This is a genomic window from Pseudomonas sp. LTR0, from assembly GCF_036630035.1.
GTDB lineage: Bacteria > Pseudomonadota > Gammaproteobacteria > Pseudomonadales > Pseudomonadaceae > Aquipseudomonas > Aquipseudomonas putida_Y.
Genome location: NZ_CP123734.1, coordinates 3986732 through 4006930, shown reverse-complemented (window position 1 = coordinate 4006930; position 20199 = coordinate 3986732). Strand labels below are relative to the sequence as shown.

The 20199-nt window shown below is 63.5% G+C and carries 21 protein-coding genes; 11 read left to right on the top strand and 10 right to left on the bottom strand.

The genetic code is table 11. The features are described 5' to 3' along the window. The first annotated feature begins 143 nt into the window (after positions 1-143). Both QCL51_RS18410 and QCL51_RS18405 read left to right on the top strand, forming a co-directional pair. Complete coding sequence (locus tag QCL51_RS18410; RefSeq protein ID WP_021783077.1) at positions 144-905, top strand: SDR family oxidoreductase; 762 nt, start codon at positions 144-146, stop codon at positions 903-905. Between the two features lie 241 nt (positions 906-1146). Beyond that, positions 1147-3087 (top strand): methyl-accepting chemotaxis protein, encoded by a 1941-nt coding sequence (locus QCL51_RS18405; protein WP_338443950.1) that lies wholly within the window; start codon positions 1147-1149, stop codon positions 3085-3087. Positions 3088-3666: 579 nt separating this feature from the next. Here QCL51_RS18405 and QCL51_RS18400 read toward each other — a convergent pair. Continuing rightward, positions 3667-4857, bottom strand: a complete 1191-nt coding sequence (locus QCL51_RS18400) for a benzoate/H(+) symporter BenE family transporter (protein ID WP_021783079.1) — start codon at positions 4855-4857, stop codon at positions 3667-3669. Between the two features lie 144 nt (positions 4858-5001). On the opposite strand from QCL51_RS18400, the gene QCL51_RS18395 reads away from it, so the two are divergent. Then, positions 5002-5604, top strand: a complete 603-nt coding sequence (locus QCL51_RS18395) for a glutathione S-transferase family protein (RefSeq protein WP_021783080.1) — start codon at positions 5002-5004, stop codon at positions 5602-5604. Between the two features lie 130 nt (positions 5605-5734). On the opposite strand, the gene QCL51_RS18390 is transcribed toward QCL51_RS18395, so the two are convergent. The 5 genes from QCL51_RS18390 to QCL51_RS18370 form a co-directional block, all read right to left on the bottom strand. Further along, the gene (locus QCL51_RS18390) at positions 5735-6106 is read right to left on the bottom strand and encodes a glutaredoxin (protein WP_252461582.1); all 372 of its coding nucleotides are present in this window, start codon (positions 6104-6106) and stop codon (positions 5735-5737) included. Between the two features lie 59 nt (positions 6107-6165). Beyond that, positions 6166-6711, bottom strand: coding sequence for a GTP cyclohydrolase I FolE (gene folE / locus QCL51_RS18385; protein ID WP_003252789.1), 546 nt, complete (start codon positions 6709-6711; stop codon positions 6166-6168). 70 nt (positions 6712-6781) lie between these two features. Then, entirely contained in the window at positions 6782-7342 is a 561-nt protein-coding gene (locus tag QCL51_RS18380; RefSeq protein WP_021783082.1) for a Smr/MutS family protein, read from the bottom strand. 174 nt (positions 7343-7516) lie between these two features. Continuing rightward, on the bottom strand, positions 7517-7837 hold the full coding sequence (locus tag QCL51_RS18375) for a hypothetical protein (RefSeq protein ID WP_021783083.1): 321 nt from the start codon (positions 7835-7837) through the stop codon (positions 7517-7519). A gap of 85 nt (positions 7838-7922) precedes the next feature. Beyond that, entirely contained in the window at positions 7923-8513 is a 591-nt protein-coding gene (locus QCL51_RS18370; RefSeq protein WP_021783084.1) for a cysteine hydrolase family protein, read from the bottom strand. A 181-nt stretch (positions 8514-8694) separates the two neighbouring features. On the opposite strand from QCL51_RS18370, the gene prmB reads away from it, so the two are divergent. Beyond that, a complete protein-coding gene (gene prmB, locus QCL51_RS18365) occupies positions 8695-9603 on the top strand; it encodes a 50S ribosomal protein L3 N(5)-glutamine methyltransferase (RefSeq protein ID WP_021783085.1) in 909 nt (302 codons plus the stop codon). Between the two features lie 234 nt (positions 9604-9837). On the opposite strand, the gene QCL51_RS18360 is transcribed toward prmB, so the two are convergent. Both QCL51_RS18360 and QCL51_RS18355 read right to left on the bottom strand, forming a co-directional pair. Beyond that, positions 9838-10620 (bottom strand): hypothetical protein, encoded by a 783-nt coding sequence (locus tag QCL51_RS18360; RefSeq protein WP_021783086.1) that lies wholly within the window; start codon positions 10618-10620, stop codon positions 9838-9840. Positions 10621-10685: 65 nt separating this feature from the next. Further along, positions 10686-11648 (bottom strand): alpha/beta fold hydrolase, encoded by a 963-nt coding sequence (locus QCL51_RS18355; RefSeq protein ID WP_053870500.1) that lies wholly within the window; start codon positions 11646-11648, stop codon positions 10686-10688. A gap of 235 nt (positions 11649-11883) precedes the next feature. On the opposite strand from QCL51_RS18355, the gene aroC reads away from it, so the two are divergent. From aroC to QCL51_RS18340, 3 genes are all read left to right on the top strand, one after another. After that, positions 11884-12975 (top strand): chorismate synthase, encoded by a 1092-nt coding sequence (gene aroC / locus QCL51_RS18350; RefSeq protein ID WP_021783088.1) that lies wholly within the window; start codon positions 11884-11886, stop codon positions 12973-12975. Between the two features lie 69 nt (positions 12976-13044). Further along, positions 13045-14199 (top strand): MFS transporter, encoded by a 1155-nt coding sequence (locus tag QCL51_RS18345; RefSeq protein WP_021783089.1) that lies wholly within the window; start codon positions 13045-13047, stop codon positions 14197-14199. Then, entirely contained in the window at positions 14199-14735 is a 537-nt protein-coding gene (locus tag QCL51_RS18340; protein WP_084852266.1) for an oxidase, read from the top strand. Before QCL51_RS18345 ends, QCL51_RS18340 begins: the two co-directional genes overlap by 1 nt. Positions 14736-14858: 123 nt before the next feature. Here QCL51_RS18340 and QCL51_RS18335 read toward each other — a convergent pair whose 3' ends face one another. Then, positions 14859-15131, bottom strand: a complete 273-nt coding sequence (locus QCL51_RS18335; RefSeq protein WP_021783091.1) for a DUF3509 domain-containing protein — start codon at positions 15129-15131, stop codon at positions 14859-14861. Positions 15132-15397: 266 nt separating this feature from the next. Here QCL51_RS18335 and QCL51_RS18330 point away from each other — a divergent pair, with 266 nt between their 5' ends. Both QCL51_RS18330 and QCL51_RS18325 read left to right on the top strand, forming a co-directional pair. Continuing rightward, positions 15398-15922 carry an ankyrin repeat domain-containing protein gene (locus QCL51_RS18330; RefSeq protein ID WP_021783092.1) on the top strand — a complete coding sequence of 175 codons (525 nt, stop codon included), beginning with the start codon at positions 15398-15400 and terminating at the stop codon, positions 15920-15922. A 60-nt stretch (positions 15923-15982) separates the two neighbouring features. After that, entirely contained in the window at positions 15983-16513 is a 531-nt protein-coding gene (locus QCL51_RS18325; RefSeq protein ID WP_021783093.1) for a hypothetical protein, read from the top strand. 123 nt (positions 16514-16636) lie between these two features. On the opposite strand, the gene QCL51_RS18320 is transcribed toward QCL51_RS18325, so the two are convergent. Beyond that, positions 16637-17575 carry a ZIP family metal transporter gene (locus QCL51_RS18320; protein WP_021783094.1) on the bottom strand — a complete coding sequence of 313 codons (939 nt, stop codon included), beginning with the start codon at positions 17573-17575 and terminating at the stop codon, positions 16637-16639. 125 nt (positions 17576-17700) lie between these two features. Between QCL51_RS18320 and QCL51_RS18315 the strand changes: the two genes are divergently transcribed. Next, positions 17701-17892, top strand: coding sequence for a PLD nuclease N-terminal domain-containing protein (locus QCL51_RS18315; RefSeq protein WP_003252818.1), 192 nt, complete (start codon positions 17701-17703; stop codon positions 17890-17892). A 139-nt stretch (positions 17893-18031) separates the two neighbouring features. Further along, a complete protein-coding gene (locus QCL51_RS18310) occupies positions 18032-20089 on the top strand; it encodes an LTA synthase family protein (protein ID WP_028698248.1) in 2058 nt (685 codons plus the stop codon). Positions 20090-20199: the final 110 nt, after the last annotated feature.

The window sequence follows — 20199 nt, the reverse complement described above, 5'->3', positions numbered from 1 at the left end:
CGTTCAATCTACCTTGTTGATGAAGGCGGTTCCTTAAAATCACTGACAAGCATGGTAGCCCAACCGTTGGTGTGATGATGCTGCCCGGCCGAGCGGTGGCTGACTATGCTCTGAACCCCACCAATCCCTCACAGGAGCACGCGATGAGCATGACCTTTTCTGGCCAGGTAGCCCTGGTTACCGGCGCGGGTGCCGGTATCGGCCGGGCAACCGCCCTGGCGTTCGCCCACGAGGGCATGAAAGTGGTGGTGGCCGACCTCGACCCGGTTGGCGGCGAGGCCACCGTGGCGCTGATCCAGGCGGCGGGCGGCGAAGCGCTGTTCATTGCCTGCGACGTTACCCGCGACGCCGAGGTGCGCCAGTTGCATGAGCGCCTGATTGCCGCGTACGGCCGGCTGGACTACGCCTTCAACAACGCCGGGATCGAGATCGAGCACCACCGCCTGGCCGAAGGCAGCGAAGCTGAGTTCGATGCCATCATGGGTGTGAACGTGAAGGGCGTGTGGTTGTGCATGAAGTATCAGTTGCCCTTGTTGCTGGCCCAGGGCGGTGGGGCCATCGTCAATACCGCGTCGGTGGCGGGGCTTGGGGCGGCGCCGAAGATGAGCATCTACAGCGCCAGCAAGCATGCGGTAATCGGCCTGACCAAGTCGGCGGCCATCGAGTACGCCAAGAAGGGCATCCGCGTGAACGCCGTGTGCCCGGCCGTGATCGACACCGACATGTTCCGCCGCGCCTACGAGGCCGACCCACGCAAGGCCGAGTTCGCTGCAGCCATGCACCCGGTGGGCCGCATTGGCAAGGTCGAGGAAATTGCCAGTGCCGTGCTGTACCTGTGCAGCGACGGTGCGGCGTTTACCACCGGGCATTGCCTGACGGTGGATGGTGGGGCGACGGCAATCTGAGGCGAAACACGCCGCCGGCTTCGCGGGTATACCCACCCCGGACGCAGGCGGCACTGTCGCCTATGGGCAGGATTCCCCCGCTCAGGCCTTCCTCCGATACGCAGGGCGACCTCGGCCAGCCTGATAGCGACACGTTCATAGCTATTTGACACTATTCTGGCGCCACCCTCTTGTTCATTGGCAGGCAACGTTGCCACCCTTAGCCTTCGGGATAACCTCACTGGCTGAAAGGGGATCGGCGATGGGCGCGAGCAAGCACGGTGTGCTGGCCAACCTGGGCATGGCCCGCAAACTTGGCCTGGGCTTTGCCCTGGTGCTGCTGCTGACGCTGGCGGTGGCGGCCATCGGCATCGTGGCGCTGCAAAGCGTTGGTCAGCGCTTCGACAGCTTGCGTCAGCTGGCCCAGTTCAATACCGACTTGCTGCGCTTGCGCGAGCATGAGCAGGCGTTTGCCCTGCGGTCCGACATGAAGGAGGCCGACGCTTTGCGTGTCGGCCTGCAGGGTTTGGTCGAACGCGCCCAAGGCCTGCCGGCGCTGGCGGCGGCGCAAACCGATCTCGCCGCCTATGGCCAGGCATTCGAAGCCTTTGTCGAGGCCGTGCAGGCCAAGGAGCTGGCGCTGGACATGGCCAGTTGGTCGGTGTCCAACGTGTCCAATAACCTTGATGTGCTGCAGGCCGGCCTGGCCGATGACGGCGCGTACACTCTCAAGCAGTCCCAGGGCCAGCAGGGTGGCGAGTTTCTTGAGCAAGCCGCGCAGGTGGCCCAGGTGTCGCGGCTGATGCTGCAGGCCATGGACGAAGCGCGGGTGCGTCTGGATAAAAGCCGCAAGGGCGAGGAGGATGTGAGCCAGGAGCGTATTGCCCAGACAGTGGAGGCCGCCGGCCTGGTCAGCCAGTTGCAAGGCGCGGTTGGCGATGCCGGTTACCAGAGCGTGCTGGGCGAAGTGGCTGGGCACATTGGCAGTTTCTCGGAAAAACTCAACGAATACACCGACCAGCTGGTCCGCGAGCAGGGGCTCAAGGCGCAGTTGCAGGCCAGCGCCGAGCGGGTTACCGGGCGTGTCGACCAAGCCTATCTTGGGCAGGAGCAGGCCCTGCAAGGGGGGCTGCAGCGTAATACCCTCGCCATCGGCCTGGCCACGGCGCTGGCGCTGCTTGTAGGCGTGTTGGCGGCCTGGCTGATTACCCGGGCTGTGGTCGGCCCGTTGAAGCATGTGATTGCCCGCGCCCAGCGCATTGCGGCGGGTGAGCTGGGCTTCGACGCCCAGGCGCCGCGCCGGGATGAGGTGGGGCAACTGATGCAGGCCATGCAGCAGATGGCGGCGGGGCTCTCGGGCATTGTCAGCGGCTTGCAGCAAGGCATCGAACAATTGGCCGGCAGTGCCCAGGCGTTGTCGACGGTGACCGAGCAGACCAACCGCGAGGTGGGCAGCCAGAAAGAGGAAACCGAACAGGTGGCTACCGCCATGCAGCAGATGACGGCCACCGTGCACGATGTGGCGCGCAATGCCGAAGAGGCGGCGCAGGCGGCCCAGGCAGCGGACGAGAAGGTCGACTCCGGTCAGCAGGTGGTGCGCCAGAGCATGCAGCGCATCGAGCAACTGGCGTCGGCGGCAGAAGCCGCCAGCGCCGGCATCGACAGCCTCAGTGCCGAAATCCACACCATTGGCGACGTGCTGGAAGTGATCAAGAGCGTGGCCGAGCAAACCAACCTGCTGGCGCTCAATGCCGCCATTGAGGCTGCCCGCGCCGGCGAGCAGGGGCGTGGCTTTGCCGTGGTGGCCGATGAAGTGCGTGCGCTGGCGCGGCGTACCCGGCAATCCACCGAGCAGATCGAGACCTTGGTGGCCAGCCTGCGCGGCAATGCCCAGCAGTCAGTGGCGCAGATCCGTGGGAGTACCGAGCTGGTGCGGCTGGCCGTGGCCGATGCACTGCAGACCGAAAGTGCGCTGGGCAGCATTGCCGCAGCGGTGTCATTGATTCAGCAGATGAACCAGCAGATTGCCGCAGCCGCCGAGCAGCAGAGTTCGGTGGCGGAAGAGATCAGCCGCAGTGTCACGCAGATTCGCGGCAGTGCGGACCAAGCGGCGTTGGCGATGCAGGACAATGCCCGGTCCAGTGTCGAGTTGGCGCAGTTGGGTACTGACCTGAAGGGGATGGTGGGGCATTTCAGGATTTAGGTGGCCTGGCGGGGGATGGTTGTTGGGTTTGAGGCCTGGCGGGGGATGGTTGTTGGGTTTGAGGCCTGGCGGGGGATGGTTGTTGGGTTTGAGGCCTGGCGGGGGATGGTTGTTGGGTTTGAGGCCTGGCGGGGGATGGTTGTTGGGATTGAGGCCTGGCGGGGGATGGTTGTTGGGTTTGAGGCCTGGCGGGGGATGGTTGTTGGATTCGAGGCCTGGCGGGGGATGGTTGTTGGGTTTGAGATCGAGCGCCGCCCGCGCGGCGCATCGCGAGCTGCGCTCGCTCCTACGTTTGTTTCGGGCCAGTCATTCCTGTGGGATTTGCGCGCGTACGCCTTGGCGCATGGCTCGATATCGCGTCGTACGAGCAAGGCGGTCGCGCGCGCCTGCAACAGGTGTTACTGGCCAAAAACAAACGTAGGAGCGAGCGCAGCTCGCGATGCGCCGCGCGGGCGGCGCTCGATCTCACCATCAACACCGCTCTACCGCCATACCCTACCTCTACCATCAACACCACTCTACCGCCATACCCTACCTCTACCATCAACACCACTCTACCGTCATACCCTACCTCTACCGTCATACCCTACGCGGCCCAAGAATCATCAAGGCCAACACCCCCGCCACAATCCCCCAGAACGCCGAACCAATCGAGAACAAGGTCAGCCCCGAAGCAGTCACCATGAAGGTGATCACCGCTGCCTCCCGCTCGCGCGCTTCGCTCATGGCCACGGTCAAACCGTTCATGATCGAACCAAACAGCGCCAGTGCCGCAATCGACAGCACCAGCTCTTTCGGCAATGCCGCGAACAGTGCCGCCAAGGTGGCTCCGAACACCCCGGCAATGCCGTAGAAAATCCCGCACCACACTGCTGCGGTGTAACGTTTGTTCGGGTCTTCATGGGCATGCGGTCCGGTGCAGATCGCCGCGCTGATCGCAGCCAGGTTGACCCCATGCGAGCCGAACGGCGCCAGCACCAGCGAGGCAAAGCCGGTGGCCGAGATCAGCGGCGAGGCCGGCACCTGGTAGCCGTCGGCACGCAGGACGGCCACGCCGGGCATGTTCTGTGAGGTCATGGCCACCACGAACAGCGGAATGCCGATGCTGATGGTTGCTGCCAGCGAGAAGCTTGGCGTGGTCCACACCGGCTTGGCCACTTCCAGGTGGAAGCCGCTGAAGTCCAGCAGGCCCAGTGCACCAGACAACGCAGTGCCCACCAGCAGTGCCGCCAGCACGCAATAACGCGGCGACAGGCGCTTGACCAGCAGGTAGCTGAAGAACATGCCCAGCACCAGCAGCGTGCGATGCTGCGCGGCCACGAAGATTTCGCTGCCAATCTTGAACAGGATGCCCGCCAGCAAGGCCGAGGCCAGCGAGGCCGGGATGCGTTTGACCAGGCGCTCGAAGCTGCCGGTCAGGCCGCACACCAGCACCAGCAAGGCGCAGGTAATGTAGGCACCAATGGCCTCGCCATAGCTGACCCCGCCCAGGCTGGTGATCAGCAGCGCCGCGCCAGGGGTGGACCAGGCGATGGTGATCGGTGTGCGGTAGCGTAGCGACAGGCCGATGCTGCACACCGCCATGCCAATCGACAGCGCCCAGATCCATGACGAAATCTGCGCGGTGGTCAGCCCGGCCGCCTGACCGGCCTGAAACATCAGCACCAGTGAACTGGTATAACCGGTAAGCATGGCAATGAAGCCGGCGACCACCGCCGACGGGGAGGTGTCTGCCAGGGGCCGCAGGCGTGCGGAAGTGGCATCGGTCATGAACAAAATCCTTGTAAAGGTGTAAGCAGTTTTTTCAGACTACAGCGAGCAAGGTTGATCCTTGCCATACAGCGGCCATTGCTTTTAGCCGTACAGTCGCCAAATATTGGGCGCAATTGCGAAACTGCTTTGTAGGGAGGGTCGATGTACAAGGTCTATGGCGACTACCAGTCGGGTAACTGTTACAAGGTCAAGCTGATGTTGAGCCTGCTGGGCCGGCCATATGAATGGCACCCGGTGGACATTCTCAAGGGCGAGACCGAAACGCCCGAGTTTCTGGCGATGAACCCCAACGGCAAGGTACCGGTGCTGGAACTGGAAGACGGTAGCTACCTGTGGGAGTCCAACGCCATTCTCAACTACCTGGCCGATGGCAGCGAGTTCCTGCCCAGCGAGCCGCGTCTGCGTACCCAGGTGCTGCAGTGGCAGTTTTTCGAACAGTACAGCCATGAGCCGTACATTGCCGTGGCGCGGTTCATCCAGTTCTACCTGGGGCTGCCGGACGAGCGCCTGGACGAGTACCGCAAGTTGCACAAGGGCGGCTACAAGGCGCTGAGGGTGATGGAGCGACAGTTGCAGATGACGCCTTACCTGGTGGGTGAGCAGTACTCGATTGCCGATGTGGCGTTGTATGCCTACACCCATGTGGCGCAGCAGGGCGGGTTCGACCTGGCAGAGTACCCGGCGGTAAGGGCCTGGCTGGAGCGGGTCAGCAGTCACCCTCGGCATGTGCCGATGGTGGGGTGATCTTCATCCTGTAACGGCCCCTTCGCGGGCAAGCCCGCTCCCACAGGGATCGCGTATCGCAGGGACCGCGCGCACCGTTGTAGGAGCGGGTTTACCCGCGAAAGGGCCAGAACAGGATGCCTACAAACCGTCAGGCCGACGCAAACCGCTCATCCAGGTAAGCAATGATTGCCTTGGACTCATACATCCAGGTCACCTTACCGGCTTCTTCAATGCGCAGGCATGGCACTTTCACCCGGCCGCCACCTTCTTGCAGGGCCTGGCGGTGCAGCGGGTCGTTCTTGGCATCGCGCAGCGCCACCGGCACGTTCAAGCGGTGCAGGGTGCGGCGGGTTTTGACGCAGAATGGGCAGGCGTGGAACTGGTACAGCGCCAGCCCCTTGGCTGCTTGCTCGATGCGGGCCTGGGCGGCGGCGTCGCGCTTGCGCTTGGCCGGGCGGCTGATCCAGTCACCGAACACGATGAGCTGGCCGAGGCCAACCCGCAGGGCTTTGACGATCATGGACAACTCCTGAAATGCAAAAGCCGACCCTGAGGGGTCGGCTTGGGGCCAGCAACCAATCACTTGATCAGGCTGAGAAACTCGCTACGGGTGGCGGCGTTATCGCGGAACTCACCCAGCATCACCGAGGTGATCATGGTGGAATTCTGCTTCTCGACACCGCGCATCATCATGCACATGTGCTTGGCTTCGACCACCACGGCCACGCCTGCGGCACCGGTTACCTGCTGCACGGCTTCGGCGATCTGGCGGCTGAGGTTTTCCTGGATCTGCAGGCGGCGGGCGTACATGTCGACGATACGTGCCACCTTCGACAGGCCCAGTACCTTGCCCTTTGGCAGGTAGGCAACGTGTGCCTTGCCAATGAACGGCAGCATGTGGTGTTCGCACATCGAATACAGTTCGATGTCCCGGACCAGCACCATTTCGCTGTTGTCAGAGCTGAACAAAGCGTTATTGGTGACTTCTTCCAGTGTTTGCTCATAACCGCGGCAAAGGTACTTCATCGCCTTTGCAGCCCGCTTGGGCGTGTCGAGCAGGCCCTCACGGGAGACGTCCTCGCCAATCTGGCTGAGGATCTCGGTGTAGTTCTGTTCCAGGGACATGGATCTACCTGTGGGAAAAAATCGCAAAAACGAAGGGTACGGCGGTGAGGGCGGCGCTGCAAGCGCGGCGTTACTCGTCGCGCCCTTCGAGCATGGTTCGCTTCAGCATCACATACACAGCGCCAGTGCCGCCGTGGCGGGCACTGCACGAGGCAAAACCGAGCACTTGCGGGTGCTGGCGCAGCCAGGTGTTGACGTGGCTCTTGATCATCGGGCGCTTGCCGTCCAGGCGCGCGGCCTTGCCGTGGGTCACCCGCACGCAGCGCACCTCCAGTTTGGTGGCTTCGGCGATGAAGTCCCACAAGGTTTCGCGGGCCTTTTCCACCGTCATGCCGTGCAGGTCGAGGCTGCCCTCGAATGGAATCTGCCCCAGCTTCAGCTTGCGCAGCTGGCCTTCCTGCACGCCATCGCGGCGCCACATCAGCTCGTCTTCGGCGCCGACGTCGATGACGAACTGGTCGGACATGCCATCGATGACCAAAGCCTTGTCACTGCGCACGGTCGCTGCCTGGCGCAGGCCGGCCAGCTTCTGGCGGTCGGCCTTGGGCTTGCCGACGTCGGCACGGTCGTGGCTGATCGGCCTTACGCCGCGCACTTCGGCCTTGAACAGGGAAAAATCGTCGTCTTGCATGATGCCTCCACGTAGGCGACGTAGTTTACGCGACTGTGGGGCCGTGTGCAGCCTGTGCGGGCCTCTTCGCGGGTGAACCCGCTCCTGCATGGATATCACATAGCCTGAAGGCGGCCGGGCACCTGTAGGAGCGGGTTTACCCGCGATGAGGCCCGCACAGGTTACGCAAAACCATCAATCGTGCTTCTTCATCAGGTGCGGCGACAGGTTCAGCTCCCGCCCGCGGCGCAAGCGGATACGGCTGCGCCGCCAGAAACGCACGCCCAGCCACAGCAGCAGCAAGCCAGCCACGGTGAGGATGCTGGACAACGGCTTGTTGGTGTTGAGTTCCTGCAGGGCAGGGTAGTTGCCCAGCAGGCCGGCGGCGCCGGCCATGGCCAGCAACACGCCCAGCGTCGCCAGCAGGGCCGACAGGCCGGCCGCCAGGCGGGCGCCCCAGTTACGCGGTTCGCGCGGGCGCAGGCGCTTGGCGTCGAAACTGCCTTTAAGCTTCATTCCGCTCTCCTCGGTGGATATCCGGAATTCGACCTGCTGCTGCCCATCGGGTTCCGCCCGGCTGCCGGGCGGTCCTGCAAGCCGCTCAGATGAGGCTGGCGGTGGGTGCCACGCAAGCGAAGTTGTCAGCCATCACGGCCATTTCGCACTGGTGAATCTGTGCGGCCGGAATGACGCCGTCCTTGAATGCCAGGTCGCGGGTTGCCGACGCGTCTTCTACCAGGGTGCACCGATAACCATAGTCCTTGGCGCGGCGAACGGTGGTGCTGACGCTGGAGTGGCTCATGAAACCACAGACGATCAGGTCAAGGTGGCCCAGCTCCTGCAATGTTTCATGCAGCTTGGTGTTCTTGAACGCGTTGGGCATGCGCTTTTCGATGACGATTTCACCTTCCAGCGGCTCCAGCCCCGGAATGAACTCGCCAGCCGGCCCCTGGGGGTCGAAGCGGCCCCCGACAGTGCCCAGGTGGCGAACATGGATGATCGGACGGCCGCTTTTACGTGCGGCGTCGAGCAACCTGGCGATGTTGGCCACGGCCTCGTCCATGCCCGACAGCTTCAGGGGACCACTGAGGTACTCCTTTTGTGCATCGATGATGATCAGGCTGGCGTGGCTCAGCTTGGCCGGCGGATAGTCGCGGCCAGTGAGGCGAAACATCGTGGTTGGAACGGACATCAAGGGCTCCTTGGATAGGGCTTTTGTATACCTATTCTCCCCTGCCTTGGCGCCAATGGGAATGGTTGACAACGCAAGCGGCATGGTTACTGGCCTGTGGCTAGCCTTTGGGCAAGGCAAAGGAACAAATGTGCGGGTGGGGCTGTTAGACTTTTGTCCGGTCTGAAAATAGGAGTACCCCGTGATCACATCCCGTCTGCGCACGCTGCGCGACTACATCCGCTGGGCGGTCAGCCGCTTCCACGAGCATGACCTGTTCTTCGGTCACGGTGCCGACAACGCCTGGGACGAGGCCCGCATGCTGGTGCTCGGTGCCGTGCACTTGCCATGGGAGGTGGCCGACAGCTACCTGGACTGCATGCTCGAGGACGACGAGCGGGTACGCCTGCAGCACCTGCTCAAACGCCGTATCGAAGAGCGTGTGCCGGCCGCCTACCTGCTGGGCGAGGCCTGGTTCTGCGGCATGTCGTTCATCGTCGACGAACGGGTGTTGGTGCCGCGTTCGCCCATTGGCGAGCTGATCGAAAAACGTTTCGAGCCGTGGCTGGCCAGCGACCCGGCGCGCATTCTGGACCTGTGCACGGGGTCGGGCTGCATCGGCATCGTCGCCGCCGACGTGTTCCCCGAGGCCGAGGTGGTGTTGGCCGACCTGTCGTTCCAGGCCCTTGAAGTGGCCAACCAGAACATCGAGCGCCATGGCCTGGACGGTCGTGTGTACACCGTGCAGGGCGACGGCTTTGGCGGTTTGCCGGGGCAACGTTTCGACCTGATCCTGTCCAACCCGCCGTATGTCGATGCCGAAGACTTCGACGACATGCCGGCCGAGTACCACCATGAGCCCGAACTGGGCCTGGCCTGCGGCAGCGACGGCCTGGACCTGGTACGGCGGATGCTGGCCGAAGCGGCTGACCACCTGACCGAGAAGGGGTTGCTGATTGTCGAAGTGGGCAACAGCCAGGTGCATGTCGAGGCGTTGTACCCCGAGGTGGACTTTGCCTGGCTGGAATTCGAGCGTGGCGGGCACGGGGTGTTCATGCTCACGGCCGAGCAGTGCCGCCAGCATCAGGAATTGTTCAAGGCCCGCGTTTAGGCTATTTGCGGCTGCTGTGCAGCCCATCGCGACACAAGCGTGATCCCGTGTGGGAGCGGGTTTACCCGCTAAGAAGACACCGCGGTGGATGGCACGGGCTTTGCCCGTGCTCGCGGGCAAGCCCGCTTCCACAGGGATCGCGCCAGCTTTGGAAATTGAGCAATACCTCGTGGGAGCGGCCTTGTGTCGCGATGGGCCGCCAAGCGGCCCCAAACTCCACCGGCTGATGCGGTCTTAGCGGGTTGCAATCCAGATCAACAGCCCTGCCTGGAACACGGCAAACGCCACCAGGCAGGTAATGGTGAAACGCAATCCGCCGTCTTCGCGCTGGTATTTGGCCACGCGCTCATCGCGCTCGCGCAGTTGCCCTTCCTTTTCCTGCAGTTGCTGGTCCGCCTGCTGCAGCAGGTTGGCGGCATCCAGAATCTCTACCCGCTGCAGGCGCTCGCTGTTCCAGACAGCCTTGAGCTGGGCCACCGTCATGTCCGCGGTACGGCCTTTCAGATGCTGGTTTTCCTCGTACTCCACCTCGATACCGACCCCGCGCAAGCAGTGGTCACGGCGCAGGCGTGAGTCCTCGTTCAGGGCGTCCTTGCTAGGCAGCGCCATACCTTCCACCCGGTAGTGCGACCACTTGCGCTGCAACCACTGGGCGGCCTGGGCCAGCATGAAACGGCCGATACCGCGGTTCACGGGCTCCACTTGCAAGCCATGTTCATTGCCAATACGCACCAGACGCTCGGCATGGTCGACGCGGATGTCCAGGCGGTTCTGCTCTTTGTGCACCTTCTGGCCGGGCAACTGGATTTCCATGCGCAGCAGGCTGTGTGCCTTGTCATGGCGCTCGGCATAGCCGAACTGCACAAAACGCAGCGGCCGCGCGCCGGTGCTGCGGTCGGTCGGCAGTGCTGCCAGGCGTAGCAGCTGGAAATGTTCGGCGGTCAGCTCGGCCCAAGGCAGGGCGGGGATTTCCTGGGGTTCTTCGGCCGGCTCGACGGCGGTGGGGGCGGTGGTCATCAGGGCTTGTCCTCAGCTATGCCTGCTGTATCGGCAGGCATGCCCGAGACCTGAGCCTGTTTGACTTACGCCGCAGGCAAATGCTGGATGAATGTCACAATTCGCTCACCCAGTTCGCGCGCCAGCGGTAGCTCGGGGTTGAGGTAGCTGTCGCGCTGCTGGCTCATGCCCTTGGGGCTGATGCGCAGCATGTGGTTCATGCCATCGATCAGGACCAGTTGCGCATCTGGCTTGGCCGCTTTCAGCCGCTGGGCGTCGGCCACGTCCACCTGCACGTCATTGCGCCCCTGCACGATCAGTGCCGGCATGGGCAGGCGGGCAAAGGCGGCTGCCGGGTTTTGCTGGAACAGCGAAATCAGGTATGGCTGCACGCTGGGGCGAAACACCTGGCGCAGCGGCGCTGGCACATCCAGGCTGGTCTGCCCGGCCTGCAGGCGGTCGAGCAGGGCACTGCCACCGGCCAGTTGCGCCGGCGGCAGGCGCTTGGCCAGTTGTTCGCGCAGTACCTCGGCCAGCGGCCGGCCGCTGCCGGCCAGGGTGATGACTGCGCTGGCCCCTGCCTGCTCGGCGGCCAGGCTGGCAATCAGCGCGCCTTCGCTGTGGCCAATCAGGATCAGCGGGCCGAAGCGCGGGTCGGCTTTGAGCTTGCGGCTCCAGGCGACCACATCGGCCACATAGCGCTCCACGCTGAGGTCACGCTCGTCAGGCGTGGCCGGCTGGCTGGCGGCCACGCCGCGTTTGTCGTAACGCACGCTGGCAATGTGCTCGTTGGCCAGCAACAGGGCCAGGCGTTTGAGGTTGTCGACCTTGCCGGAGGCCGGGTTGTTGCCGTCGCGGTCGGTGGGGCCGGAGCCGGCGATGATCAGCACCACTGGCGGCGGGGTGGCCTGTTGCGGCAGCAGCAGGCTGCCATGCAGCACGCCCTGGCCGGTGTCCAGGTCGATCGGGCGTTGCAGCACAGTGGGGGCGGCGGCCTGGGCCAGGCCGGTGCACAGCAGGAAGAGCAAGGCGACGAGGCGCGACATCATGCGGTACTACTTGGGGAGATATGGGTTTGACCCAATGTTTGCAGGAAGGTTCTGGGGGGCGAATTGCTGGTTCGGCCCTTTCGCGGGCACGCCCGCTCCCACAGGTATTTCACAGCATTTGGATCTGTGGTGATCCTGTGGGAGCCGGCGTGCCCGCGAAGAGGCCCGCACAGGCGATCAAACCATCTGTATACTGCTGCTTTCGTCCATTTCAGGCAGAACTCGCGGAGCGTCCATGTCCGGCAATACCTACGGCAAGCTGTTCACTGTCACCACCGCTGGCGAGAGCCATGGCCCGGCGTTGGTCGCCATTGTCGATGGATGCCCACCGGGCCTGGAAATCTCCCTCGCCGACCTGCAGCACGACCTTGACCGGCGCAAGCCCGGCACCAGCCGGCACACCACCCAGCGCCAGGAAGCCGACGAGGTAGAAATCCTTTCCGGCGTGTTCGAAGGCCGCACCACCGGCTGCTCGATCGGCCTGCTGATCCGCAACACCGACCAGAAGTCCAAGGACTACTCGGCCATCAAGGACCTGTTCCGCCCGGCCCACGCCGACTACACCTACCACCACAAGTACGGTATCCGCGACTACCGCGGCGGCGGTCGCAGCTCGGCCCGTGAAACTGCCATGCGCGTGGCCGCCGGTGCTATCGCCAAGAAGTTCCTGGCCACCCAGGGCATCACCGTGCGTGGCTACATGAGCCAGTTGGGCCCGATCGAGATCCCGTTCAAGTCTTGGGAGTCGGTGGAGCAGAACGCCTTCTTCAGCCCCGACCCGGACAAAGTACCTGAGCTGGAGGCCTACATGGACCAGCTGCGCCGCGACCAGGACTCGGTGGGCGCCAAGATCACCGTGGTTGCGGAAGGCGTGATGCCCGGCCTGGGCGAGCCGATCTTCGACCGCCTGGATGCAGAGCTGGCTCATGCGCTGATGAGCATCAACGCGGTCAAGGGCGTGGAGATCGGCGCCGGCTTCGCCAGTGTGGCCCAGCGCGGCACCGAGCACCGGGACGAACTGACCCCGGACGGCTTCCTCAGCAACAATGCAGGCGGCATTCTGGGTGGTATTTCCTCGGGCCAGCCGATCGTTGCCCACCTGGCACTGAAGCCTACTTCCAGCATCACCACCCCGGGCCGCTCGATTGATGTCGATGGCAACCCGGTGGACGTCATCACCAAAGGCCGCCACGACCCGTGCGTGGGCATCCGCGCCACACCGATTGCCGAGGCGATGATGGCCATCGCGTTGATGGACCACCTGCTGCGCCACCGCGCGCAGAATGCCGAGGTGAAGGTCGCTACCCCGGTGCTGGGCCAGCTCTGATTTGCTTGCGCCGGCCACTTCGCGGCTAAACCCGCGAAGCGGCCGGCACAGGTCCCACAAGGCCATCCCATGCAACCCATTCCCTACTGGCGCCTGTCCAGCTTCTACCTGTTCTACTTCGCCCTGCTGGGCTCCACCGCACCTTTCCTGGCGCTGTACTTCGACCACCTGGGCTTCTCCCCGGCGCGCATCGGCGAGCTGGTGGCCATTCCCATGCTGATGCGCTGCGTGGCCCCCAACCTGTGGGGCTGGCTGGGTGACCGCACGGGCCAGCGCCTGTTGATCGTACGCCTTGGCGCCCTATGCACCCTGGCCACCTTCGCCCTGATCTTCTTCGGCAAAAGCTACGCCTGGCTGGCGCTGGTGATGGCCCTGCACGCGTTCTTCTGGCATGCGGTGCTGCCGCAGTTCGAGGTCATTACCCTGGCCCACCTGCACGGGCAGACGTCGCGCTACAGCCAGGTACGTCTGTGGGGTTCGATCGGTTTCATCCTCACCGTGGTCGGCCTGGGCCGCTTGTTCGAGTGGTTGAGCCTGGACATCTACCCGGTGGCACTGGTCACGATCATGGCCGGCATCGTCGCCGCCAGCCTGTGGGTGCCCAATGCGCAGCCGGTGGAACAGGGCGGGCGCAGCGGCGCGGGGGGCTTCCTGCAGCAGTTGCGCGCCCCGGGGGTGATCGCGTTCTATGTGTGCGTGGCACTGATGCAGCTCAGCCACGGGCCGTACTACACCTTCCTTACCTTGCACCTGGAGCACTTGGGCTACACGCGCGGTGCCATCGGCCTGCTCTGGGCGCTTGGGGTGGTGGCCGAGGTGCTGATGTTCATGGTCATGAGCCGCCTGTTCGCCCGTTTCAGCGTGCAGCGTGTACTGTTGGCCAGCTTCCTGCTGGCAACATTGCGCTGGCTGCTGCTGGGCAACCTGGCCCAGGAGCCGACAGTACTGATCTTCGCCCAGCTGCTGCATGCGGCCACCTTCGGCTGCTTCCATGCCGCCAGCATCGCATTCGTCCAGGCCAGCTTCGGCGCCCGCCAGCAGGGCCAGGGCCAGGCGCTTTACGCAGCGCTGTCGGGTACCGGCGGTGCGCTGGGGGCGCTGTACTCAGGCTACAGCTGGAAGCTGCTGGGCCCCACCTTCACCTTTGGTATGGCCAGTGCCGCAGCCCTGGCCGCAGCCGTTATCATTGCCCTTTGTTCGCAACCGACCAGGACCCGCCCCTGATGAGCATTCTCAGCGTTTTTCACCCCGCCAGCCCGGAACTGCCGAACAAGGTGCTGACTCACCACGACGATATCGCTGCCACCTTGGCTGAACAGGGCGTGCGCTTTGTCCACGCCGAACCTGGCCTGCGGGTGCGCCCGGGCACGGCCCAGGACGAGGTGCTGGATGCTTGCCGCGTGTATCTGGATGAGTTGATGACGGCGCATGGCAGCAAGGCCTTCGCGTTGCTCAACCGCGACGGTGAAGACCCGGCACAGGTCGATGTGCGTGATGAACATGTGCATGAGGCCGACGAGCTGTTCGCCGTGGTCAGCGGGCGGGCGCAGGTTGGCCTGCGGTTGGGCGACTGGGTGTATTCGGTGCTGTGCGAGAAAGGTGACCAGCTGCTGGTGCCGGCCGGGACGCGGCGCTGGGTTGAGCTGGGGGATGCACCGTTTTGCCTGGCGTTTCGCTTGTACGGCAGCGAGCAGGGCATGCAGGCGCGGTTTACCGGGGATGTAACGGCGCGGGCGTTTCTGGGGATCGACGAGTTGTAATGGCATTGCCGGCCTCTTCGCGGGTGAACCCGCTCCTACAGCGGTCGCGCCGCCCTTAGGCATCGCGCAGTCAATGTAGGAGCGGGTTTACCCGCGAAGAGGCCAGGTCAGGCGACACAAATCTCAACGATAGGTCGGCAAGGCAAACCGCTGCTGGCTCTGCAGCATCGAGATGACCGGCAACTCACTGGCCTCTTCAGCCAGGTCACGACGGATGGCACTGATCGCCCAGGACAGCTGTTCGGCACTGTGCAATTGCCCATAGGTCAGCACCCGGCGGGTAACCTTGCCATCCGCTGCGCGCAGGGTAAGCAGTACACCGCCATCGGGCCGGGCTTGGGTATTTACCTGATAGGCCGAAAATACCGAGGCGAACTTTTGCTGGATGAGGTCCATATCAACTCCTGGCTGGTGTGTGGCAGACATGAGTTGATGGTTGCAGTGACCGTGCCAGAATCCTGTTTGGCGAAAAATCCAGTAAATACAGGCTGTTACGGAGAATTTGCAGAAGCGGTATCGTGCAAGCTGCATGGTCGTGCATTTTGCACAGTGCATTTTGCACGGGTCAGCCAGTGCCTATCGGCCCGATAGAATCTGAACCTTTGACCGCCCTGGCATGCCTGACGAACACTTGGTCCATCAATTATGCCAGGAGGTTCCCTATGCCCAGCCAGACCGCACCCGCTACCATGACCGATGACGAAACCGCCGCGTTCGCCGAGCAGGTGTTCGAGCGTGCCCGCCAGGGCGATGCCGACATGCTCGGGCGCCTGCTTGCCAGCGGCCTGCCGGCCAACCTGCGTAACCACAAGGGCGATACCTTGCTGATGCTGGCCAGCTACCACGGCCACCACGAGGCGGTGCGCGTGCTGCTGGCGCAAGGTGCCGACCCGCTGATTGCCAACGACAATGGCCAGTTGCCGATTGCCGGTGCCGCATTCAAAGGGGACCTGGCGATGATTCGCCTGTTGGTGGAGCATGGCGTGCCGGTGGATGCCGCCGCGCAGGACGGTCGCACCGCGCTGATGTTGGCGGCCATGTTCAATCGCAGCGAAATCCTCGACTACCTGCTGGCACAAGGGGCCAACCCGGCGCACCAGGATGCCCGCGGCATCACCGCCCTGATGGCGGCGCAAACCATGGGTGCAGCAGACACCGCCGCGCGCCTGCAAACGCTGGCCGGCTAACCGCCAGGGGGCATTTGCGGCTATCCTTGGCGACTTTTCACCCGTCGCAGGCCCCCATTCATGAAAACTCAGTTGCTCGAATTCATCAGCCTCATTGGCGCCGGCTGCATGCGTGAGGCAGACATCGAGCGTATTGCCGACGAGGCCGCCCAGGCCTACGCCGACCCTGTCGCCTTCCTGGCCGCCAACCCCGACATCAACTACGACGACACTTTCCCGATTCCCTTGGGCGAATGGGTGGTGCTCGGCAGCCTGCCGGATACCGTGGTGTTCCAGGCCGACAGCTACCAAGACCTGTTCCAGCAGATCAGCGACTCGTTCGACAACAGCGTGCCGTTTACCCTCAAGCCCAAGCAGTTGGTCCGTACCGAACCACTGACTGCGCTCAACCGCATTCAGGTGCAGATGGGCGCGCTGAACAAGGAGGCGGGTGGTTATGTGCTGCTCAACTTCAGCCAGTTGCTGGATGACGAACTGCAGATGGTCATGGTGGGGCAGCAGGACCTGGCGCGGGTGATGGAGCTGGGCGCAGAGCTGGGCATCAAGGTTGAGCCGGCGCTGGAGGCTTTGAAAGTCGCCGTCCACATCTGATACCAGTAATTGCTTGTTCGCGGGCATGCCCGCTCCCACAGGTACTCCACCGCATCAGGCCCTGTGATAACCCTGTGGGAGCGGGCGAGCCCGCGAAGAGGCCGGCTCACGAAACATCAATCTTCAGCCCAGCGCAGTGTCGAGAAACATCATCACCGCAAACCCGCCCATCAACCCCAGGGTCGCCGCTGTCTGGTGCCCATTGCGGTGGGTTTCGGGGATCACCTCGTGGCTGACCACAAAGATCATCGCCCCTGCCGCCAGCCCCATGCTGATCGGGTAGGCGAGGGCAAAGCCGGTAGAAATCCCCAGCCCGATCACCGCCCCTAGCGGCTCCATCAGGCCCGACCCAATCGCCACCAACGCCGCCTTCAGGTTCGAAAGCCCCGTGGCGCGCAAGGCCAGCGCCACGGCCAGCCCTTCGGGGATGTCCTGAATGGCGATGGCACTGGTCAGCGGCAGGCCGATGTTCATGTCGCCATTGGCAAAGCTCACGCCAATCGCCATGCCTTCAGGCAGGTTGTGCAGGGTTATCGCCAGCACGAACAACCACACCCGGCTGATGCGCTCGGCTTCGGGCCCGCACGGGCCGGTGCTTTCGTGTTCATGCGGGGTGAAGCGGTCCAGGCCCAGCATCAGCAGCACACCCAGGCCCATGCCCAGCACCACGGTAAACGCGGCGGCCGGGCCGTTGCCCGTGATCTCGCGGGCAGCCTCCAGGCCCGGCAGAATCAGCGAAAACGAGCTGGCGGCCAGCATCATGCCGGCCGCAAAGCCCAGCATCACGTCCTGGGTGCGCGCGTTGACATCGCGCAGCACCACTGCCAGCACCGCGCCCAGCGCAGTGGCGCCAAAGCCGGACAATCCGCCCAGCATGGCAAGGTGCAGGTTGTCGGCATGGTCGCCGTTCACCGCGTTCCAGAAACTGGCGGCCAGCAGCACGCACACCGCCAGCAGGCTCAGCCCCAGGCCGGCGCTGAGCCAGGGGGTATCGGTGACCTGCTGGCGCCAGGCCTGCAGCAGTGAGGATGGGGCGGCGCTTTGGCTGTGGGCAGGGGGCATGCGAACCTCGAATCAATGAATGCAGTCAGTCTAACGAGGGACCCGCGACTTCCGCCAAGGATTCCCTTCTATTGGCGCGATAGCTGACTATGCTGTGCAGCAAAGCCTCTGACAGGAATTCAGACATGGGATCTACCTTCAACAGCCTGGTCGGGCTGATCATTCTGGCACTGGATATCTGGGCCATTCTCAACGTGATCAAGAGTGGCAGCGAGGTGGGCATCAAGGTGTTGTGGATCTTGTTGATCGCACTGCTGCCGGTGGTGGGGCTGGTGATCTGGGCGATTGCCGGGCCGCGGGGGAATGTGCGGCTCTAGGCGCGTTACTGACATAGCCAGAAATAGGGCCGTGACAAAATTTTCACATGGGTTTAAACAGAATCCGCACCCGCATAATGCTGCGTTGGTCTAGCGCCATCGCCTCTTCGCAAACCGCAATCCTAGGACCTTCCCATTCATGGCTAACACGGACGCCTTGAAGCAACAGGGCGCGCGAACGTCGTTTTCGCCGACCCTGAAATCCCACCTGGCCTACACGCTGCTCAGCGGCCTGGTGATCATGCTGATGCTCAGCCTCGTGCGCCTGGCGCTGCTGGCCTACAACAACGACATGGTCGGCGATACCCCTTATGCGACTGTCGCCGAAGGCTTCCTCAACGGCTTGCGCTTCGACCTGCGGGTGGTGGTGTACATCAGCATCCCACTGCTGCTGGCCATGCTCAGCCCTTGGGCCATGGCCCGGCGTGGTGTGTTCCGTTTCTGGCTGACCCTCGCTTCGAGCGTGGTGATGTTCCTCGGCCTGATGGAAATGGACTTTTACCGCGAGTTCCACCAGCGCCTCAATGGCCTGGTGTTCCAGTACATCCAGGAAGACCCTAAAACCGTCATGAGCATGCTCTGGTACGGTTTCCCGGTGGTGCGCTACCTGCTGGCCTGGGCCCTCGGTACCTGGCTGCTGAGCCTGCTGTTCAAAGGTATCGATCGCGCTACCCGAGCCGAAGGCCTGTACCGCGTTGCCCCGTGGTACAAGCGCCTGGCGGTATTCATGGTGATCTTGCTGGTGGCCGTGGTCGCTGCCCGTGGCACCCTGCGCCAGGGCCCGCCGATGCGCTGGGGTGATGCCTTTACCACTGACTCCAACTTCGTCAACCAGCTGGGCCTGAACGGTACCCTGACCCTGATCGACGCCGCCAAGAGCCGCTTCAGCGAGGACCGTGCCAACATCTGGAAGCCGGTGCTGGAGCAGGACGTGGCCACGCAAAGTGTGCGTGAGCAACTGCTGACGGCCAACGACACACTGGTCGACGCCGACGAAGCCGCTATCCGTCGCGACTTTGTGCCGCCGGCTGACCGGACCCTGCCGATCAAGAACGTGGTGGTGATCCTGATGGAAAGCTTCGCCGGCCACTCGGTAGGTGCGCTGGGCAGCCCCAACAACATCACCCCGTACTTCGACAAGCTGGCCAAAGAAGGCCTGCTGTTCGACCGCTTCTTCTCCAACGGCACCCATACCCACCAGGGCATGTTCGCCACCATGGCCTGCTTCCCCAACCTGCCAGGTTTCGAATACCTGATGCAGACCCCGGAAGGCGGCCATAAGCTGTCGGGCCTGCCAGCCCTGCTCGGCGCCCGTGACTACGACGACGTGTATGTCTACAACGGCGACTTTGCCTGGGATAACCAGTCCGGGTTCTTTGGCAACCAGGGGATGACCACCTTCATCGGCCGTAATGACTTCGTCAACCCGGTGTTCTCCGACCCGACCTGGGGTGTGTCCGACCAGGACATGTTCGACCGCGGCAACGAAGAGCTGGCCAAGCATGATGGCAAGAAGCCGATCTACGCGCTGCTGCAGACGCTGTCCAACCACACGCCATATGCGCTGCCGAAGGACTTGCCGGTAGAGAAGGTTACCGGCCAGGGCCGTCTGGACGAGCACCTGACCGCCATGCGTTATTCGGACTGGGCGCTGGGCCAGTTCTTCGAGAAGGCGCGTAAAGAGCCTTACTTCAAGGACACCCTGTTCGTCATCGTCGGTGACCATGGCTTTGGCAACCACCAGCAGGTTACCGAGCTGGACCTGGGCCGTTTCAACGTGCCGTTGCTGCTGATTGCCCCGGGCATTCAGGAGAAGTTCGGGGCGGTGAACCACACCGTGGGTACCCAGGTTGACATCGTGCCGACCATCATGGGGCGCCTGGGCGGCAAGACGCGCCATCAGTGCTGGGGGCGCGACCTGCTCAACCTGCCTGAGGGTGACCAGGGCGTGGGCATGATCAAGCCGTCGGGCAGCGAGCAGATCGTCGGGCTGGTGCAGGGTGACCGTATCCTGATCGAGTCCAAGGACATGAGCCCGCGGATGTACCGCTACCAGCTGGGCAGCGAGTTCAAGGCCGAGCTGATCGAAAGCCCGGACCAGCCGGAAATGCTCAAGAGGCTGGAAGCGTATATCCAGACTGCGACCAAGAGCCTGCTGGATAATACCGCTGGCGCAGTGCACAGCACGCAGAAGTAAACCGGGGCCGCGTTGCGGCCCATTCGCAGGCTTGCCCGCTCTCACAGGCATTGCTCAGGGTTCGAACCTTGTGCTGGCCCTGTGGGAGTGGGCAAGCCCGTGAAGGGGCC

What these genes read in the sequence shown, in the direction of transcription:
- QCL51_RS18410 (WP_021783077.1), top strand. Translation starts at nt 144, where the DNA reads ATGAGCATGACCTTTTCTGGCCAGGTAGCCCTGGTTACCGGCGCGGGT.
- QCL51_RS18405 (WP_338443950.1), top strand. Translation starts at nt 1,147, where the DNA reads ATGGGCGCGAGCAAGCACGGTGTGCTGGCCAACCTGGGCATGGCCCGC.
- QCL51_RS18400 (WP_021783079.1), bottom strand. Translation starts at nt 4,857, where the DNA reads ATGACCGATGCCACTTCCGCACGCCTGCGGCCCCTGGCAGACACCTCC.
- QCL51_RS18395 (WP_021783080.1), top strand. Translation starts at nt 5,002, where the DNA reads ATGTACAAGGTCTATGGCGACTACCAGTCGGGTAACTGTTACAAGGTC.
- QCL51_RS18390 (WP_252461582.1), bottom strand. Translation starts at nt 6,106, where the DNA reads ATGATCGTCAAAGCCCTGCGGGTTGGCCTCGGCCAGCTCATCGTGTTC.
- folE (WP_003252789.1), bottom strand. Translation starts at nt 6,711, where the DNA reads ATGTCCCTGGAACAGAACTACACCGAGATCCTCAGCCAGATTGGCGAG.
- QCL51_RS18380 (WP_021783082.1), bottom strand. Translation starts at nt 7,342, where the DNA reads ATGCAAGACGACGATTTTTCCCTGTTCAAGGCCGAAGTGCGCGGCGTA.
- QCL51_RS18375 (WP_021783083.1), bottom strand. Translation starts at nt 7,837, where the DNA reads ATGAAGCTTAAAGGCAGTTTCGACGCCAAGCGCCTGCGCCCGCGCGAA.
- QCL51_RS18370 (WP_021783084.1), bottom strand. Translation starts at nt 8,513, where the DNA reads ATGTCCGTTCCAACCACGATGTTTCGCCTCACTGGCCGCGACTATCCG.
- QCL51_RS18360 (WP_021783086.1), bottom strand. Translation starts at nt 10,620, where the DNA reads ATGACCACCGCCCCCACCGCCGTCGAGCCGGCCGAAGAACCCCAGGAA.
- QCL51_RS18355 (WP_053870500.1), bottom strand. Translation starts at nt 11,648, where the DNA reads ATGATGTCGCGCCTCGTCGCCTTGCTCTTCCTGCTGTGCACCGGCCTG.
- aroC (WP_021783088.1), top strand. Translation starts at nt 11,884, where the DNA reads ATGTCCGGCAATACCTACGGCAAGCTGTTCACTGTCACCACCGCTGGC.
- QCL51_RS18345 (WP_021783089.1), top strand. Translation starts at nt 13,045, where the DNA reads ATGCAACCCATTCCCTACTGGCGCCTGTCCAGCTTCTACCTGTTCTAC.
- QCL51_RS18340 (WP_084852266.1), top strand. Translation starts at nt 14,199, where the DNA reads ATGAGCATTCTCAGCGTTTTTCACCCCGCCAGCCCGGAACTGCCGAAC.
- QCL51_RS18335 (WP_021783091.1), bottom strand. Translation starts at nt 15,131, where the DNA reads ATGGACCTCATCCAGCAAAAGTTCGCCTCGGTATTTTCGGCCTATCAG.
- QCL51_RS18330 (WP_021783092.1), top strand. Translation starts at nt 15,398, where the DNA reads ATGCCCAGCCAGACCGCACCCGCTACCATGACCGATGACGAAACCGCC.
- QCL51_RS18325 (WP_021783093.1), top strand. Translation starts at nt 15,983, where the DNA reads ATGAAAACTCAGTTGCTCGAATTCATCAGCCTCATTGGCGCCGGCTGC.
- QCL51_RS18320 (WP_021783094.1), bottom strand. Translation starts at nt 17,575, where the DNA reads ATGCCCCCTGCCCACAGCCAAAGCGCCGCCCCATCCTCACTGCTGCAG.
- QCL51_RS18315 (WP_003252818.1), top strand. Translation starts at nt 17,701, where the DNA reads ATGGGATCTACCTTCAACAGCCTGGTCGGGCTGATCATTCTGGCACTG.
- QCL51_RS18310 (WP_028698248.1), top strand. Translation starts at nt 18,032, where the DNA reads ATGGCTAACACGGACGCCTTGAAGCAACAGGGCGCGCGAACGTCGTTT.